The 18,634-nt window shown below is 55.0% G+C and carries 16 protein-coding genes; 9 read left to right on the top strand and 7 right to left on the bottom strand.

Annotated features, from left to right (window positions below):
• Positions 1-254 precede the first annotated feature (254 nt).
• On the top strand, positions 255-1,319 hold the full coding sequence (gene hypE / locus ACWIUF_RS11725) for a hydrogenase expression/formation protein HypE (RefSeq protein ID WP_448572554.1): 1,065 nt from the start codon (positions 255-257) through the stop codon (positions 1,317-1,319).
• Between the two features lie 350 nt (positions 1,320-1,669).
• Here the strand turns inward: hypE and pckA are convergent, their stop codons facing one another.
• The 6 genes from pckA to ACWIUF_RS11755 form a co-directional block, all read right to left on the bottom strand.
• Complete coding sequence (gene pckA / locus ACWIUF_RS11730) at positions 1,670-3,391, bottom strand: phosphoenolpyruvate carboxykinase (ATP) (RefSeq protein ID WP_448572555.1); 1,722 nt, start codon at positions 3,389-3,391, stop codon at positions 1,670-1,672.
• Positions 3,392-4,222: 831 nt separating this feature from the next.
• Positions 4,223-5,206 carry a DNA-formamidopyrimidine glycosylase gene (locus ACWIUF_RS11735; RefSeq protein ID WP_448572556.1) on the bottom strand — a complete coding sequence of 328 codons (984 nt, stop codon included), beginning with the start codon at positions 5,204-5,206 and terminating at the stop codon, positions 4,223-4,225.
• A gap of 3 nt (positions 5,207-5,209) precedes the next feature.
• Positions 5,210-5,437, bottom strand: a complete 228-nt coding sequence (locus tag ACWIUF_RS11740; RefSeq protein ID WP_448572557.1) for a photosystem I reaction center subunit IV — start codon at positions 5,435-5,437, stop codon at positions 5,210-5,212.
• Between the two features lie 240 nt (positions 5,438-5,677).
• The gene (locus ACWIUF_RS11745; RefSeq protein ID WP_448572558.1) at positions 5,678-6,403 is read right to left on the bottom strand and encodes a hypothetical protein; all 726 of its coding nucleotides are present in this window, start codon (positions 6,401-6,403) and stop codon (positions 5,678-5,680) included.
• 179 nt (positions 6,404-6,582) lie between these two features.
• Positions 6,583-7,371 carry an RNA polymerase sigma factor SigF gene (locus ACWIUF_RS11750; RefSeq protein ID WP_448572559.1) on the bottom strand — a complete coding sequence of 263 codons (789 nt, stop codon included), beginning with the start codon at positions 7,369-7,371 and terminating at the stop codon, positions 6,583-6,585.
• 480 nt (positions 7,372-7,851) lie between these two features.
• Complete coding sequence (locus ACWIUF_RS11755; RefSeq protein WP_448572560.1) at positions 7,852-8,382, bottom strand: phosphoribosyltransferase; 531 nt, start codon at positions 8,380-8,382, stop codon at positions 7,852-7,854.
• 271 nt (positions 8,383-8,653) lie between these two features.
• Between ACWIUF_RS11755 and ACWIUF_RS11760 the strand changes: the two genes are divergently transcribed.
• From ACWIUF_RS11760 to ACWIUF_RS11790, 7 genes are all read left to right on the top strand, one after another.
• The gene (locus tag ACWIUF_RS11760; RefSeq protein ID WP_448572561.1) at positions 8,654-10,063 is read left to right on the top strand and encodes an MFS transporter; all 1,410 of its coding nucleotides are present in this window, start codon (positions 8,654-8,656) and stop codon (positions 10,061-10,063) included.
• 174 nt (positions 10,064-10,237) lie between these two features.
• Positions 10,238-11,125, top strand: a complete 888-nt coding sequence (surE, locus tag ACWIUF_RS11765) for a 5'/3'-nucleotidase SurE (RefSeq protein ID WP_448572563.1) — start codon at positions 10,238-10,240, stop codon at positions 11,123-11,125.
• A gap of 416 nt (positions 11,126-11,541) precedes the next feature.
• Positions 11,542-12,333: an MBL fold metallo-hydrolase gene (locus ACWIUF_RS11770; protein WP_448572571.1), complete on the top strand. Its 792-nt coding sequence runs from the start codon at positions 11,542-11,544 to the stop codon at positions 12,331-12,333.
• A gap of 33 nt (positions 12,334-12,366) precedes the next feature.
• Positions 12,367-13,410 carry a bifunctional riboflavin kinase/FAD synthetase gene (locus ACWIUF_RS11775; RefSeq protein WP_448572564.1) on the top strand — a complete coding sequence of 348 codons (1,044 nt, stop codon included), beginning with the start codon at positions 12,367-12,369 and terminating at the stop codon, positions 13,408-13,410.
• A 162-nt stretch (positions 13,411-13,572) separates the two neighbouring features.
• Entirely contained in the window at positions 13,573-14,481 is a 909-nt protein-coding gene (locus ACWIUF_RS11780) for an AAA family ATPase (protein WP_448572565.1), read from the top strand.
• Between the two features lie 402 nt (positions 14,482-14,883).
• Entirely contained in the window at positions 14,884-16,191 is a 1,308-nt protein-coding gene (gene thrC / locus ACWIUF_RS11785) for a threonine synthase (protein WP_448572566.1), read from the top strand.
• Between the two features lie 90 nt (positions 16,192-16,281).
• The gene (locus ACWIUF_RS11790; protein ID WP_448572567.1) at positions 16,282-16,557 is read left to right on the top strand and encodes a MoaD/ThiS family protein; all 276 of its coding nucleotides are present in this window, start codon (positions 16,282-16,284) and stop codon (positions 16,555-16,557) included.
• 358 nt (positions 16,558-16,915) lie between these two features.
• Here ACWIUF_RS11790 and ACWIUF_RS11795 read toward each other — a convergent pair whose 3' ends face one another.
• Positions 16,916-17,131, bottom strand: coding sequence for a hypothetical protein (locus ACWIUF_RS11795; protein ID WP_448572569.1), 216 nt, complete (start codon positions 17,129-17,131; stop codon positions 16,916-16,918).
• A 160-nt stretch (positions 17,132-17,291) separates the two neighbouring features.
• On the opposite strand from ACWIUF_RS11795, the gene ACWIUF_RS11800 reads away from it, so the two are divergent.
• The coding region (locus ACWIUF_RS11800; RefSeq protein WP_448572570.1) for a transglycosylase domain-containing protein at positions 17,292-18,634 on the top strand (1,343 nt) is incomplete at its 3' end.

Below are 18,634 nucleotides of genomic sequence, written 5' to 3' on the forward strand. Positions count from 1 at the left end.
TACATTTCCGGCTCTTTAGCGTAGTTGTTGAGAATGCCGTTGTCGAGTTGGGTGGTATACATCGTTGTTGCCTCTGTGAGTAAGGGGTGTTGTCTGTCCTGTTGTTACACAATGTAACGCATTGTTAAGTTTATTGTCAAGCGCTTGACAAAATTATTCTTGATGATAGTGATTTGAACTGCTGATGCGCCTGCGGCTACCGATCGTCGCTTGGCTCCTGCCCACCTCCCCGCAATCCATGAACCTCAGCCCGTATGCATACTTCCCCCAACCCGGCTAACCTGAACTGTCCCCTTCCCCAGACCGATCGCGCCACAGTGCAACTGGCCCACGGCGGTGGCGGCAGTCTCATGGCCCAGTTAATTGAGCAGATGTTTCTACCGGCATTCAACAACGAATGGCTGAATACCCGCCAGGATGGAGCCGTTTTTGCCACACCGGGGGAACGCTTAGCCTTTACCACCGATTCCTATGTCGTGCACCCCCTATTCTTCCCAGGGGGGGATATTGGCAAGTTGGCGGTGTATGGCACCGTGAATGATTTGGCCATGTGTGGTGCCCGTCCCTGCTACCTGAGTGTGGGGCTGATCCTAGAGGAAGGATTGCCAATGGCAACCCTGGCCCAGGTGGTGCAGTCGCTGCAGGCAGCGGCGCAGGAAACGGGGGTGCAATTGGTCACGGGCGATACGAAGGTTGTCGATCGCGGCAAGGGCGATGGCCTTTTCATTAACACCACGGGGATCGGCGTCATCGAGTCAGAAACCATTAATATTGCCCCCCATCACGTGCAACCGGGGGATGCGATCGTGCTCAGTGGCGATCTGGGGCGGCATGGGATGGCGATTATGGCGGTGCGGGAGGGCCTCAGTTTTGAAAGCCCGATTCTGAGCGACTGTGCACCCTTAGCAACCCCCGTACAAGCCTTATTGCAGGCGGGAATCACAGTCCATTGCTTGCGAGATCTCACCCGTGGCGGGTTAGCGAGTGCCCTGGTGGAAATTGCCGAAGCCGCAGGCTTGCCGTTAGCGATCGATGAGCGCCAGATTCCAGTCCAAGAGGACGTGCGGGGGGCCTGTGAGTTTCTGGGCCTTGACCCCCTCTATGTGGCGAATGAGGGGCGCTTTGTGGCTTTTGTCCCAGAGGCAGAGGCCGATCGGGCAGTGGCCATCCTCCGGGAACACGCACCAGGGGGCAATGCCCAGCAGATTGGGGAAGTCGTTGGTCCTGCAAGTCCAGCCCTTGTCACCCTCACCAGTCAAATTGGCGTGAGTCGGGTAGTGACCCGGTTTAGTGGGGAACAGTTGCCGCGCATTTGTTGAAGGCGAATTCAGGGTTCAGGCGAACAGATGAGGTACATCGCTACCCCTGCTGAGGAAGTCTAGAGAACCCAGCGCAATAATGGCCAAGCTCTTCTGGAGGTGTGATCGGAAAAACTGGCTAAAATACCCCTATCGTTAGCAAGTCACCTGCAATCGCAAATCACCTACAAAATACTGAAGATTCTGATACAGCCGTTCCCGCTCTATGGAAGTGCTGTAGATAGGATTCACATAACAGAAAAACACCCTCATTCCCAGATAAAGTGCGGGACAAGGGTGACGGTAAAAGACATCGTTGTTAGCCAAGCCGAAACCATCCCCTCAGGGGGGAGAGCCAGTAGCCAGGCAAGTTAGTTGGGATTGGGACCCGCATCAATCAGTTCTTGGCGGGCAGTTTGGAATTGCTTGAAGTTGTTTACAAAACGACGGGCCAGATCCTGCGCTTGCGCATCGTAAGCATCTGGATCACTCCAGGTTGTACGCGGACTCAGAATCACGGCTGGTACCCCCGGGACCGCGTCCGGAACTAACACCTTGAAAATGGGATCAAGGTGGTACGTGACCCGATCGAGATCGCCATTCAGAGCCGCTGCAATCATTGCCCGTGTGTACTTAATAGGAATGCGTTTGCCAATACCATAGGGACCCCCAGTCCAGCCCGTATTCACCAGATAGACAGCGGCTTTCGCCTGATGTTTGCGTAGCCGTTCGCCTAACATTTCCGCATAAACCGTCGCGGGCAATGGCAGGAAAGGTTTGCCAAAGCAAGCCGAGAAGGTAGCCTTGGGTTCCGTAATCCCCCGCTCCGTTCCTGCGAGCTTGCTGGTATAACCCGACAGGAAGTGGTACATCGCCTGGGCACTGGTTAATTTCGCGATCGGCGGCAATACCCCAAAAGCATCCGCCGTCAGGAAGATGACTGCCTTGGGATGACCACCAATACTGGGAATTACACAGTTGCGAATATAGTCGATCGGGTAAGCAACCCGTGTATTTTCCGTCAGACTACCGTCCTCATAATCAGGGGTACGATCGCCAGAATTAAGGACAACATTTTCCATCATCGCGCCAAAACGAATCGCATGCCAAATATCCGGTTCATTTTCTGCCGATAGGTGAATCGTCTTAGCATAACAGCCGCCTTCAAAGTTGAAGATCCCTTCCTCTGACCAACCGTGTTCATCATCGCCAATCAAGAAGCGATCGGGATCAGCCGATAACGTAGTTTTACCCGTGCCTGACAGGCCAAAGAAGAGGGCTGTAGTGCCGTCTGCATCCATGTTAGCGGAACAGTGCATGGGTAACACATTACGCTTGGTCATGAAGTAGTTCATCAATGAAAAGACGGATTTTTTGATCTCACCCGCATAGCGTGATCCTCCAATAATCACAATCTTCTTGGCAAAGTTAATAACAATAAAGGCTTCGCTGTTAATGCCATCATCTTCGGGTTCGCCGTGGAGACCAGGTACCGCAATTACAGTGAAATCGGCATGGTGGTTAACCAATTCTTCTGTCGTAGGCCGCAGGAACAGTTGATGGGCAAACAGATTTTCCGATGCCATTTCAGTAATAATTCGTACCCCAGTCCGATAGATCGGATCAGCCCCCACATAACCATCAAAAATATACAAATCCCGCCCCTGGATATAGGAGCGAATCCGTCGAAAAAGCCGATCAAAGTGTTCTTCGGAAATCGGTACATTGAGGTTATTCCAGTGGATCTCCTCACGACTACTGGGTTCATCGACAATGAATTTATCATTGGGCGATCGTCCGGTATACTTGCCCGTCCTCACACACAAAGCTCCATTGGCCGCCAGTACCCCTTCCCCCCGCAGCAATGCATGTTCAATCAGTTCCGAAACTGAAAGGTTTCGATAAACCTGTCCCAGGTTCCGCAATCCCAATTTATCCAGACCATAGCAATTTTTATTCAAGAGGACTGAACTTTCTAAGCGCTTCTTCACCAACGGTTTATCATCCTGGTTATAGGCTTGCTCCAACACCTGCATCGATAGTTCTGCGTAGCGTCCTGATCGAGGGGGTTTAGCTTCTTTCGTCGGTGTCATAGGAACTTCTCCCAAATAATGTGTAGCGTCCGAAACCCAGAAATTGCGCTATGTGAGCAGGCCGTAGCCAATATGTTCTCAGAAAGTGTTCTTAAAAGGTGTTATTGAAGACGATCGTGCCAAGCACAAATGTGGCAAAGTTTAGTTACTAAAGTTAGGTTGTCGAAGTTGAGTTGTCAAAGGTGGATTGTCAAAGGTGGGCTGTCAAAGGTGGATTGTCAAAGGTGGATTGTCGAAGTTGGATGATGTGTTATCACAGTAGGTCAATTGATCGACTAGGGCGAAAAGGGGAAATACTGGAGTACAGGCAAAGCGTGCGGGAAGCGGTGTGTGTGAAGAGTCGTTAAAAATCTCAAAAACCATTCAAATTTGTATACCAAGATACTACCCAAAAAACTATCGTCTGAACATAAACTCTTGATACCAAAAAGATGACTTTTGTTATACTTTGATGACTAAATATAAAGTGAGTTCAGATTTGATAACTTTTGGATGCGAAAAACGGATAGACGCATTGTTTATCGTAGAAAAACCTGGGGTGCGATCGCGCTAATGCCGTCTGTATCTTGACTGTAAGGCAACCGAGTTTTTTCGCCATGCCCAATTATGAAATTTGACCCATGAGGGATCACAGGTAAATGAGGATAAACCCACCCTAAATAAGAGTCTTATTGGGGTTTGAGTGTAAACAAACGTGTGATATCTGTTAGTACCAGCGACTATAGCGCAAACTTCTGTAAAGGGTTCTCCCGGCGATGTCATAAAAATTTAATTTTTCAGCGTGTCCCAACCCCGCTTCCCCATCTGGAATAACTATCCGATGCCGTTTCTTCAGCGTTGGCAGACCGGACAAAAGTGGCTCGATCGCCCCGCTAGACGAATGCGTTGAATAGGGGTGCCACACACCCGACAGCCCTGCCCCGTCCGTCCATAGACCCTAGCCTCACCCCCGTAATTACCGTTCACCCCCGCCACACTGCGAAAATCGCTAATCGTTGTTCCACCCGCCGCAATCGACGCCTCTAGAACGGCCACGATCGCCGTCCGCAAGCGATCGAGCTGCTCCGGCTGAAGACGGGCACAGGGGGTCGTGGGATGAATACCACTGATAAAAAGCGCCTCATCCGCATAGATATTGCCCACACCGGCCAGGAGGGTTTGATCCAGGAGGGCACTTTTGATTGGCCGTTGCCGACCCCGGAACTGCTGCTGGAGATAGGCAACACTAAAGTCCGAGGAAAACGGCTCTGGTCCCAAGGCTTGTAACCCCGTTATGCACGACTCCGGCGGGCGATCGGGCGGTACCCACCATATCCGGCCAAAGGTACGACTATCCACAAAGCGGAGATCTCGGCCATTGGCAAAGGTAAAACGCACACGGGTATGGGTCGGCAACGGCTCAGCACTGGCCACCCAGAGTAATTGCCCAGTCATGCGTAGATGAACCCCCAACCAACCAGCCGCGATCGGCGTTGAGGTCGGCAGTGTGGCTAGTCCCCAGGTCGCGGGTGACGATGCGGCGCGAGGGGGGGCAGGGGGCAGGGTCCCAGGTCGGGCTACCCTTGTGCAGGGTGCGGTTGCCAAAGGTACCGCCGTTGGGGATGCGGCCAGACGCACCAATTGACCAAGGAGATACTTGCCACGTCGCTGCCAATTCACGATCGTACAGCCCGTGATCCCCTGCAAAAATTCGGCTCCAGACGCCGGAGAGGCGATCGTCCGTTCCAGGAAAACCGCCCCCCCAACAATGACCTGCTCCCGCGTTACCTGATTGAGGCCCCGCTTAACGGTCTCAACCTCAGGCAGTTCGGGCACAGCTTATTTCTTACCCTTGGGGGCAGAAACTTCGACGAGTTCGTTTTCAGCAAAGTTGTTGGTGTTCACGCCACCAGCACTGCCACTGAAGCCGTTGTAGTTCACCCCGTCGAAGCGAACAATCACCGGATAGCGGATACCGCTGGTGTCTACTGAGACCACCGTACCCACATCGTTGTACCAGTACGACTCTTTGCGGAGAATCCGGACCTTAGAACCACGCTGAACCATGAGTGCTTTCCTTATATATGATTCAAAACGTTAACCAACCCGTTAAGCAACGACTTAGTTGTTCTCAAGCGTACTATCCTGACCGGTCCTCTAACGCACTCGTAATTTTAAGTTTTGTGACTAAAATCCTAGCCAACACCAATGGCAAAGCCAGACAGCACAAGCTTTCCAGCCCTTAGGAGCATGGGACAAATTGGGCGGGCGATCGCTAACAGGGATCATTCCAAAGAAAGACAGACCTCAGCCAGCCGTTTCAGCCGTTTCAGCCGTCTCTCCAACCGCCTTAATCACCTCAATCCCGTGTTCTTCCAGGATCACCACAGGACTCGGAAACTGGTTGGCCTCAATATGCTTCACCAACACCCTGCCGTTGGCAACCCGTTGCCCAGCCACCACATAGCGGCTAGTGGCTTCGTTGGGGGCCTGAATAATCGCACGGGGAACATCCCCCACCTGCACAACCCCCGTAACCTCAACCGCTCTCGCCAAATCCGGTTGGGGACCCGGTGGAGCCGTCGGAAAGGGGCTAACCCCACCGGGTGCACCCGGGAACCCAGGGGTGCCAGGGGTCGGAAAGGGAGGAGGCGTTGGGGCCGTTCCTCCCCCGTCTGGCGGCGGGACGGGGGGAACCAGAGGTTCCGGGGGTTGCGTGACGGAAACCTGAATCCCAACAGTTTGGGTACTCGCAAAGGGATCGGTTCGCCCTGAGCGGATCTGCTTCAGGCGTTCAACCGGATTGACAACGGGGACCAACCCCTCAATGCCTGGGCTGGCAGGGGCCACAACTGGCTCAGCAAAAGGGGCCCCAGAGGCGGCCGGGGCCGGGGCCGGAACGGCAGGTGGAGCCGTAGGGGAAGGGCTAGCCGTCGCAGTTTCGTCGGGGATCTCTTCGATGGGGGTACAGGCCGCGATCGTCAGCAATGCCAACCCGCCAACCAGCCCCGATGCCACACGGTGTGAACGCATAACCACTCTTCTCCCAGATGAAACGTCTAGAATGGTTTTCGGCAACCTAATGCTCCGCTCACCCACCTGAAGCTGCCGGAATAGCCATGCCCAGCACCGGGGGAAGCCCTTGGGAACGAAGCCCTTGACAGGTTGTAAAAACCAGTTACTATAGACGATTCTAGACTGAGATAATGGGGTTAGTCATCCGCACCCTTCATAATTTTCTTCAAGGCTTCCAGGCCGCGCTTGACATGGCGCGACACGGTGACGGAACTGACCCCTAGCCGTTCAGCGGTTTCCTTCTGGGTTAGATCGTAGAGAAAGACAAATTCCAACACATCACGGGTACGTTCTTCGATCTTGGCTAATGCCTGCTGGAGGCGAATCCGATCTTCTTGGGCCAGTTGGAAACTGCGACACCGATGATCGGGAATTAGATCGCCCAGGGATGTGGCCCCTTCCACTTCATCGCGCACAGGCGCATCCAGGCTGAGCAGGGCGCGGTTCTGCTTGGCCAATTTGATCTCCTGCCATTCGGCCAGACTGATCTCTAGGGCCTCAGCAATTTCCGCATCGCTGGGATGGCGTCCTAGGTCTTGCTGCAAGGCTTGGGTCACCCAGACGGCCTGTCGTTGCAGGGCCACCCAGCGGCGGGGAATACGCATGGGAGTGCCCCGATCCCGCAGGTAGTGCTGAATCTCGCCCCGAATGTAGGGGATCGCAAAGGAGCTAAAGGCATGGCCCCGTGCCATATCAAACCGTTCGATCGCCCGCATCAGGCCGATACACCCAACCTGCACCAGATCTTCGTAGCTTTCCGTGCATTGGTTGAGCCAGTGATGGGCCTCCCGGCGCACTAACCCATAATTCAGATAGGTTAACCGGTTCCGCAATTCGGGCGAGGGCGAGGTTTGATACTCGCGCAGTAATTGCAGGGTCTCGTTTTTGAGATCGCTGGTCACGGCATTGGAAACAGCACTAGGCATGGCAAACCCCAGAATTTCTGTTTTATTAGCTTAATAGCATCTTTGTCGGTTTGAACGCACTAAAGACGCTGATACCGTGCACCCTGTCGAACATCGTCTCAAACACAGGCTACAGGTGGGATCGCAGACAAGGAGCTGTTGGGGACATTGAAGCACCACCATCAGCCTGTTTTAGGCGTTGGCGTTGTTTCGTCCTGCCCTGCCACGAGGATTGGCTAGCTCATAAACAGCTCATCAACTAATCTGACGCCCTGTCGGCGACCGATCGCCTGTAATCGTTACCCCTGTGTGCGACTAACCCCTGATGAAACCGATAACCCGATTACCTGGTAATTAAATACCCTGCTTAATGACTCGACACAGCCAACTAAGCCGGGACTGGATGGAATCCTCATTACAGATTAGACAGATCTCTTGATGAACCTCAACAGCGTTTTCACGGAAGTTCATAAAGAGCGAGGCAGTTGGCCGGGTGAGAGGTCAGGCCATGCGATCGCTGGGGGGTTCCAGGGTGGTGGCTAATTCAGCCACAGTCAGGGTCTCATAGGGTTCAAAGGGCTGGTGAATCCAGGGATTGTCGGCAAAGTCTTGGACATAGTAGTCAGGCTTGATCACAGAGCAGTGCTTGTACCACAGCACAGCCGTGCGCATCTCGTCGATATAGAAACCATACTGGCGATCGAGCCAGATTACGGTTTTTTGTAACGTGATCCCCGAATCAACCAGGTCATCGACGATTAACACCCGACTGCCCAAATTGGCCGTGGTCATCGTCAGGTCGCGACCAAAGGTAATCGAGCCACGCACCTGATTGTTAGGCCCCCCATAGGAGGCCGTTGCCAAAATCGCGAGGGGTTGCCGGAAGAGGCGCGCAAGAATATCCCCCACGCGCAAGCCGCCCTTGGCGAGGCACACAATTTGGTTAAACTCCCATTGGGACTGGTAGATCTGGATGGCTAGAGCTTCGATCGTGCGGTAGTAGTCCGACCAAGACACGTAGAAATTTGACATGGCAGTTGGCAGCAGGTCTGCGTAGGGCGGATGCTCGTAGGGAGATTAGCACAGGGAGATGGGCATAGGGACCCCCGTTGGGCACTAGAATGCCCCCGTGGGTCGTCGTATCGGTTAAGGTTACGATCGTTCAACTCGTGCCACACTCCTCGCTCCTCGTCCCCCTATTCTCCCCGGTCTGTCAACGGGTCTTCCAGGTACAACCGCTGATGTGGGATCGGGCCAGGATCTACGAGAACCACTCCCCCCTTTCCCTTGCTGACCCATCATCATGCCTGAATCTTCATCCCCGGTCCGTTCTGACCCCCTCCCCCCCGCCGAAAAACTCAGCCTGAGTACTAAATTGGCCTATGGAGCCGGGGATCTGGGACCCGCGATCACGGCCAATATTCTGATCTTTTTCCTATTTATTTTTCTGACGGAGGTGGCCGGACTACCGGCGGGGATCGCGGGCAGTATTTTGTTGATTGGCAATCTTTGGGATGCGATTAATGACCCAATGGTGGGGATATTAACCGATCGCACCCAGACGCGCTGGGGACGCCGACGGCCCTGGATTTTATTCGGGGCAATTCCCTTTGGGCTGACCTTTATTGCCCAATGGCTAGTGCCCTTTCCCGGCCAAACCGGTTGGCTGGTGGCCTATTATCTTGTGATCGCGCTCCTGTTTAACACCTTCTATACCGCCGTTAACCTGCCCTATACGGCCCTCACCCCCGAACTCACCCAGGATTACGACGAGCGCACCAGTCTGAATAATTTCCGCTTTGCCTTCTCGATCGGGGGCAGTTTGCTATCCGGCGTCCTGCATCCCATCATTCTCGATCGCTTTGCAGACAATCCCCCCTTGGGCTGGTTCGTCGCCAGCCTCTTCTGGGCCGTTCTGGCGGTCATTCCCCTATTCTGGTGTTTTTGGGGCACCCGTGAACGCTACACCCACACGAGCGAATCCCTGCCAATTCTGCGCCAATTTCAGGTAGCCCTGCGCAATCGCCCCTACCTATTTGTAGTCGGCATCTACCTGTTTTCCTGGCTGGCCGTTCAGGTCACAGCCAGCATTATTCCGGTTTACATTCGCTTTTGGATGGGGCTACCGAATACCTGGACCGGGTTGACGATTTTGGCCGTCCAGGGAACGGCTCTGGTCATGTTGTTTGTCTGGAACCAGGTCAGTCGGCGCACCGGGAAAAAGCTGGTCTATGGCCTGGGGATGGGCTGTTGGCTGTTGGCCCAATTGGGTTTGTTTGCCCTGCAACCGGGTCAGACGGGGATAATGCTGTTTTTGGGCGTCCTGGCGGGGGTGGGGGTCTCCACCGCTTACCTGATCCCCTGGTCGATGGTGCCCGATGTGATCGAACTGGATGAACTGCAAACGGGACAGCGGCGAGAAGGCATTTTCTATGGCCTCATCTCCCTACTGCAAAAAATTGGGCGCGGCCTGGGATTGTTTCTCGTGGGGCAGGCCTTGGAATGGTCCGGTTACCAGGGTACCCTGAGCGTACAACCGGAGAGCGCCCTGCAAGCCATCCGGATTGCGATCGGTCCCCTGCCTGCGATCTACCTGATCCTGGGCCTGATCCTGGCTTACTTTTACCCCCTCACACGGGAAGTTCATGCTGAAATTCTGCTGAAATTACAAGAACGTCGCCAAGCCCAAGCGGCCGCCCCGCCCCAGGAATAACTGGCAATCAATCCCGCACAATAAATAAGGGCAGGGCACCTCAATTAATTGGGGATCGGGGCCGTTCAACTGCCTCAACCGACGAAATTGCGTTGCTTGTAAGCGTAAGATTAATATTTTTCGAGGTGCCCATAAATTTCGATCGCTCCTCCACCAGAGAAACTTCGATTCTGTATGCGCTTATTAATCAGTAACGACGATGGCATTTTTGCAATGGGCATTCGCATCCTCGCCAATACCCTAGCAGCAGCAGGCCATGAGGTCATGGTGGTCTGTCCCGATCGCGAACGATCGGCCACGGGACACGGCCTCACCCTGCATAAACCCATTCGTGCTGAAATCATTGAGTCAATTTTCCATCCGGCGGTAACGGCCTGGGCCTGTTCCGGCACCCCCTCTGACTGTGTGAAACTAGCAATCGGTGCCCTGTGTGATCCATTACCCGACTTCGTTTTGTCAGGGATTAATCACGGCGCGAACTTAGGCACCGATATTCTCTACTCTGGCACCGTGTCGGCAGCAATGGAGGGGGTCATTGAAGGGGATATTCCCAGCATAGCCCTGAGTCTGGCCAACTATACCCACCCAGAAACCGTGATCGCGGCTTCGGAACACCCGGCCAATCATCCCTTTCAGCCAGCGGCCTACTTTGCCCTTTCCCTGCTCCACGCCCTCCAGACCCACCCCTTACCAGAGGCACTGCTGCTCAACGTCAATATTCCCGCCGTCCCAGCGGATCAGATTGCCGGGGTGACGATCGCCCGCCAGTGTAAGCGGCGCTATCGCAACTTATTCGAGAAACGGCTTGATCCGAGGGGGAAAACCTATTATTGGCTGGCAGGTGAAATCATCGAAGAGCAGGAGATGGCCTCCCAACAGACGGCAGCCTTGGCCAACCTGCCGATCGATGTCCGGGCGATCGCGCAGCACTACATCACCCTCACCCCCTTGAGCCTCGATCTCACCCTGCCAAGCCAATTTGACCTCCTCCAAACCACGCTGCCCCACTTTAGAAAACAGCTCTCCTGGTCACCCCCGGGGGCCACTTTTGAGAGCAATTAGCGATCGGCCCCCACCCCAATGGGAAAAATTCGTCCGTTCCCGGATCTGCACCCTGGAAATTGCTATATGATGGGAGCAAGACAACCACGCAAGTGGGATATCCCCAACCCCCAGACTTGTGTTAGTTTGGGTGCTAGCATCTGCTAAGTTCCCTAAGAATGGCTCCGGATTGTGATGGAAGCTCCAGAGACAGTCTTCATCGCTATTCAAACGGATCTGATCCGCGATCTACATCCCAGGTTTGGCGAGTGAGGATAATAATGAGCTTTGCAACCAAGCCCTGAGGAAATCCTGCAATAACACCCATGATTGACATGCGAGATCACTTCTCAGTTCACTTCTGGGGCGTCAGGGGGAGTATACCCTGTCCAGGTCCTGAGACAGTTCGTTACGGTGGTAACACCCCCTGTGTGGAAATGCGCGTTGGGGGACATCGCTTGATTTTTGACGGGGGAACCGGGTTACGGGTTCTCGGTCAGGAATTACTGCGGCAGATGCCCGTGGAAGCGCATATGTTCTTCACCCACTCCCACTGGGACCACATTCAGGGCTTTCCCTTCTTTGTCCCTGCCTTTATCAAGGGTAACCGCTTCCATATCTACGGGGCAAAGGCTCCCAATAACGTCACGATCGAGCAACGCCTGATTGATCAGATGTTACACCCCAATTTTCCCGTGCCCTTGCGGGCGATGGGGGCAGAGTTGCAGTTCCACGACATTGACGTGGGCGAAACCATTCAGATTGATGAGGTGCGCGTGGAAAGTGCTCTCCTAAACCATCCCGGTGAAGCCGTCGGCTATCGAGTCAATTGGCGCGATCATGCGGTGGCCTATGCCACGGATACTGAACATTTCCCCAACCTATTGGATGAGAATGTGATTAAGCTGGCCCGTCGTGCCGATGTTCTGATCTACGATGCCACCTATACCGATGAAGAATACTACTCGGAAAAAACCAGCAAAGTCGGTTGGGGGCATTCCACTTGGCAGGAGGCCATTCGGGTAGCGGAGGCCGCCCAGGTGGAGCAGTTGGTTATCTTCCACCATGATCCCCTACATAATGATGAGTTCCTGGATCGGGTTGGCCATCTGGCGGCGAAACATTTCCCGAATACGTTGATGGCACGGGAAGGGCTGGAGATCCGGTTAGCTCCCTCACGCGCGGCGGTACATCCGCAGATCGAGCGGCTAACGGTTGAAACCTCCTGAGCAGTGCCCCCCATTTGTGTCAAACTGTAAAGCGTGTGGGTTACTGCGTCACTGACTACGATTTTAACGCCGACGGCAATCGCCCTTGGGAACTTCGATGGCGTTCATCGTGGGCATTGCCAGGTGATCCGCCCCGTTTTACCCCGGCAGCCCCTACGCCAAACGACGGCGGTGAATGAAGATGTGGGGTTAACCCTCGGTGTAGCGCCGGACTGGCATCCGGTCAACGATAGCCAGGGTGCGATCGCCCAGCAACCCTATCCAACTGTAGTTACCTTTGATCCCCATCCCCAAGCCTTTTTTAGCCAAGTCGATCGCCCCTTGCTCACCCCGTTGGCGGAAAAACGCTTGCTGTTGCAAGCACTGGGGGTGGCCCAACTGGTGCTATTGCCCTTCGATCGCCACCTCGCCAGCCTCGCCCCGGCGGATTTTGTGGAAACGATTTTGATCCAGCGCCTCCAGGCCCGCCATATTAGCGTTGGTGAAGATTTTCGCTTTGGGTGTCAGCGGGCAGGGACAGCCCTGGATCTGCGCCAGTTGGCAGCTAAGTATGGCGTGAACGTGACCATCGTGCCCAACCAAACCTCCCAGGAACAGCGCATCAGTAGCTCCATGATCCGGACAGCCCTAGAGGCGGGCGACATTCCCCAGGCTAACCGTTTACTGGGGCGACCCTATCACCTGTGGGGTAGGGTGGTTCCGGGCCAGCAACTGGGGCGAACCCTGGGGTTCCCAACGGCCAATCTTCAAGTCGATACCACCAAGTTCTTACCCCGACGGGGGGTTTACAGCGTTTGGGTGTGTCCGGCGACGGCGATCGGGGAGCCATTGCCCCAGGCCCAGCGGCAAGCGGGGGTGATGAATATTGGGTGTCGGCCAACCATAGGCGGTCAGCAACAAACGATCGAGGTGCATTTGTTAGATTGGTCTGGGGATCTCTATGGCCAAACCCTGCGGGTGGACCTGGAGGCATTCCTGCGTCCAGAGCAACGCTTTGGCAGTGTGGCGGATCTGAGTGCTCAGATTCATGCGGATTGTCAAGCAGCTCGGGCGATGCTGCTGGGGCCAGCGGCCTGAGCGGGTCGGATGGAGGAATGGGGGTTGCCGCGATGCCCACCCGGATCTCGGTCGGCCCTACCAGCGTCCCACTGCACCTGAATCACTGGTTCGCATCGACGGTTTCTGGCTGGCGGGTTTCTGGTGGATTGTTTATTGTTGATTTTCGGGATCAGATTTCCTATGAGAGAGCGCATTGAGCAACTGACGGCGAACTTGAATCGCACGATCGTTGGCAAGACTGATTCGATTCGCTTGGTGCTGGTCGCGCTCCTGTCAGGGGGGCATGCCTTGCTGGAGGATGTTCCAGGGGTCGGGAAAACCCTGCTGGCCAAGTCCCTGGCCAAGTCGATCGCGGGCAAGTTCCAACGCATTCAGTGTACTCCTGATCTCTTGCCGACGGATATGACCGGGACCAATGTTTGGAACCAGCAGAGTGGCGAGTTTAAGTTTTTACCAGGGCCGATTTTCACCAATGTGCTCCTGGCCGATGAAATCAACCGGGCGACTCCCCGCACCCAGTCGGCGTTACTGGAGGTGATGGAAGAACAGCAGGTGACAGTCGATGGGGTTTCGCGACGAGTGCCCCATCCTTTTTTTGTGATTGCCACCCAAAACCCGATCGAATACCAGGGTACCTTCCCCCTCCCAGAGGCCCAAATGGATCGCTTTATGCTCTCCCTATCCCTGGGCTATCCCACCGAAGCCGAAGAGCTAGAAATGTTAAAGCATTGGCAGGCAGGCGTCACCGTTGAGGACCTCACCCCCTGCATCACCCTGGAGGAAGTCGAAGCATTGCAACAGGCGGTACGTCAGGTCAAGGTCGAAGAAAGTGTGCAGCAATATATCCTCAACCTGGTGCGATCGACACGGGAAGATGAGGAGATTACCCTGGGGGTGAGTCCCCGTGGGGCCGTAGCCTTGCAGCGATCGACCCAAGCATTGGCTTTTTTGGCGGGCCGTGAGTTTGCCCTGCCGGATGACGTGAAGTTTTTAGCCCCCTATGTGCTGGCCCATCGCCTCATCCCCGCCGGGGGACGCAAGGCCCAGGGCATCGTCGATCGCTTGCTTCATTCAGTAACCGTTCCCTAATCGTCTGCCCTGTCTCAAGGAATGGGTTATCGGTTGGTCGAGTCAGCACACTGACTGGCCGTGTTGGCGCGCACGATGTTGGCTCCAAGCCATCGCAGTAGTCACGCTCATTAGGACATTTCAAAAGCTGCAATCGACAAGGGGCTTAAGCCCCTTGTCCTAACCTAACTGACAATGGCTATACAAAATCAGGCTGGACAGACCCTTCAGGGCCAAGTCTGACACTCGGCCAGTAACGGGGCACTTGTCCTGAATATCCTAATCCCGATAAAAATAGTCGGGTATATTTGACGTAGGATTTGACGATGTGGTAACATGCGAGTCGAGATAAAGCATTGCGAGATTGCGAGATTATTTCTGGTTCACAATTCCCCAGTTGACGCGTCAAAGGACCCCCTAGTCATGCCCCAAGCCGTTGCTCGCCCTGCCCACACCCATCGGACTGCCTATTTTGAAGGGTTACGCTGTAAGGAGTGTGGTGCCGAATATGAAGCCAAAGCGATCCACGTATGTGAACTGTGCTTTGGTCCCCTAGAAGTGACCTATGACTACGCGCGGTTGCGGCAGGTGGTCACGCGGGAAACGATTCAAGCGGGTCCCAACTCGATCTGGCGCTATCGGCCCTTCCTGCCCGTAGAAACCGATACCCCGATCGATGTCGGCACGGGCATGACCCCCCTCGTTCAAGCCCATCGCCTAGCCCGTCGCCTGGGTTTGAAAAAGCTTTATCTCAAAAACGACGCGGTTAATATGCCCACCCTCAGCTTCAAGGATCGGGTGGTCTCCGTAGCGCTAACACGGGCACAGGAATTAGGGTTCACGACGGTGTCCTGCGCCAGTACGGGGAATTTGGCGAATTCGACGGCAGCGATCGCGGCCCATGCCGGGTTAGACTGCTGCGTGTTTATCCCCGCTGACCTGGAAGCGGGGAAAGTGCTGGGGACACTGATCTACGGTCCCACAGTGATGGCGGTACAAGGGAATTACGATCAGGTCAATCGCCTGTGTTCGGAAGTCGCGAATACCCACGGCTGGGGCTTTGTGAATATCAACCTACGGCCCTACTACTCGGAAGGCTCCAAGACCTTAGGCTATGAAGTTGCCGAACAACTGGGATGGCAACTACCCGATCATATTGTGGCTCCCCTGGCTTCTGGCTCCCTCTATACCAAGATCTACAAGGGTTTCCAAGAACTGATTAAGGTGGGGCTGGTGGACGAAAAGGCGGTGCGGTGCAGCGGTGCTCAGGCGGAAGGCTGTTCCCCGATCGCCCAAGCATGGCGCGAGGGTCGTGACTTCATTACGCCCGTCAAGCCCAGCACGATCGCGAAGTCCATTGCCATTGGCAATCCTGCCGATGGGGTTTACGCAGTAGAACAGGCCCAAAAGACGAATGGCGCGATTGAATCGGTCACAGATGTCGAAATTGTTGACGGGATTAAGCTGCTAGCGGAAACCGAGGGCATCTTTACCGAAACCGCAGGTGGGACGACGATCGCGGTCCTGAAGAAACTGGTGGAAGCCGGCAAGATCGATCCAGATGAAACCACCGTTGCCTTTATTACCGGCAATGGCCTCAAGACCCAGGAAGCCGTTCAGGGTTATATTGGCGAACCCCTGACGATCGACCCTAAGTTGGAAAGTTTCGAGCGAGCGCTGGAGCGTGCCCGCACCCTTGATCGGCTGGAGTGGCAGCAAGTTTTGGTCTAACCTGAGTACAGTGGGTTACCGTGGGGGGGCAGTGCCCCCCTTCTTCTCTATTGTTTGCATTTAAGTGTTTGAGTTCAAGATTCGATTCCTATGGCTGTTAAAGTTCTGATTCCAACACCCCTGCAAAATTTCACGAATAACCAGGCTACAGTTGACTGTAGCGGGGCCAGTGTAGCGGAATTGCTGGACTCTTTAGAGAGTCATTGCCCCGGCATTAAGGCACGGATTTGTGATGAAGCTGGTAAACCGCGCCGATTTTTGAATATCTATGTGAATAGCGAAGACATTCGCTTTTTGGATGGCATTGCAACCTCATTAAATGACGGGGATGAGGTCAGCATTGTGCCAGCGGTGGCCGGCGGTTAGGGACTTGCTGTAAAGACAATTGTCCTTCGAGGATGTTTTTTAAAATATGTCCTCGTTGCCTCTGTGGTCACGAGGGGAACAGGGCTGGGAGGTGTCCGGCCCGACTGGGATGCCCCCCAGCCAATCAGTCCCAAAAAAAGACCCGGCATTCACCGGGCATCGTTGTTCTCTCCTGACTCACTGACCTACAGGAGAAACCTGTTAGGACACAGGAAAAGCTGAGTTGTAACGGATAGCTTCTCCGATCGCCCTATCGTTGCCTGGATGGGCTTGCGATCGCGGCTTACCACTGGGCGTGACCATAGCCAGTGAAGTTAAGTATCCAGCCCGATAGTGATCGGGCACTGATTGCGATCGGTCAAAATAGGGGTAGAACCACAACCATAACGGGATTGGTCAACATGGCACTCGACTCAAGCATAGGGGTAGCAGGCTCCGGCGGGGGGTAGTTGGTCGGGATAGCTTGCGTGGGTTGCGGCTGGCTAGCTGTGGATAGGGACGGGGGCCGCTCGGGCATAGCCAAGGATTGCCAGGGGTGTGTGCCAACGACATGGCCAAAAGCGAGGATTTCCATAGAAGCACCTGGGGTAGCTGCACTTGATGTTTTCAGTGTTGCTGACGACTATCCGGATGGGTTTGCCCACGGGTTCACTTTTGCAAGAGTCCTGATCAAGGGTGTCCTCATCCGTAGCTTTCAACCGTTTTAGTCATTTACTTCCGGGACAGTTGCGCAAGTGGCTAAGCTTTTTCTTTCCTCGCTGATCACACGAGTTGTCGATCGCGGCCTTCAGTTAACCGGGTGGGTGCGATCGTGGCCCCGGTGGCTCCATCTCAGCCTAGGTGGCCTGACCCTGGGGCTGGTCATCGTACGAGGGGTCCCCTACCTGATGCCGATCCAGGCAAGCGACATAGCCCAGGACCCTCAGGCGTGGGTATTGAGCGATCGCCAGGGTCTCCCGCTAGGGACCCTACTCAGCCGCGATCAGGACCACACGATGGGTGTGCTCCTGAATCAGGTGTCGCCCCAATTCATCCAGGCCATTCTTGCTGCTGAAGATAGTGACTTTTACCAGCATGGGCCGGTGGATGTGTGGGCCTTGGCACGGGCGATCGCGCAGGCCGTCCAAGCACGGCGAATTGTCAGCGGAGCCTCAACCATTACGATGCAACTGGCCCGGATGATCCACCCGACACCGCGTACCCCCGTGGGCAAACTTCAGGAAATCTGGATCGCCTGGCGACTGGCCGCTGGCATGAACCGGGATGAGATTTTGCATGCCTACATCAATCGGTTGCCGATGGGAGGCAATGTCTACGGTGTGGAGGCCGCAGCCCGGTTGTACCTGGGGGTACCAGCAGCAGATCTGAATCTGGCCCAAGCCAGTTTGTTGGCTGCACTCCCCAATGATCCGACGGCGCTCAATCCCTACAGCAATTGGGCACGCCTGAAACAACGGCAGCGCTATGTTCTCGATCGCCTAGTGGCGACGGGTCACATCACCTTCACCGAGGCTGACCATGCCTATGCTGAAACCATCCGTCTCCACGATCGCCAGCAGGGCCTTCTAGCCGCCCCCCATTTTCTCTTTTGGGTGACTGATCAGATTGAACAGCGTCCCGATCGGCCTCCTACAGGGGTGATTCGGACCACCCTCGATCGTCCGCTCCAGGAATTCGTTGAAACCCAGGTGCGGCAGTTAGTGCAGGGGCTTGCCCCCCAGAATGTCCGCCATGCCGCCGCGATCGTCATTGATAACCACACGGGGGATGTCCTGGCCTATGTCGGGTCGCCCAACTATTTTGATACTGATGATCTCGGTCGCAATGATGGCGTACAAGCCCTACGGCAACCGGGGTCAACGTTGAAGCCATTTCTGTATCAATTGGCCCTAGAGCAGGGGGTGATCGCGCCGAATACAATCCTGGCGGATGTGCCAACCCATTACGCGATTCCGGGGGCGCAGCTTTATAGCCCAACGGATTACAGTGAGACGTTCCAGGGGCCTGTGCGGGTGCGATCGGCCCTGGCGAATTCATTGAATATTCCAGCGGTACGGGTGTTGGAACGGGTGGGGGT

The organism is Trichothermofontia sp. (assembly GCF_053493415.1).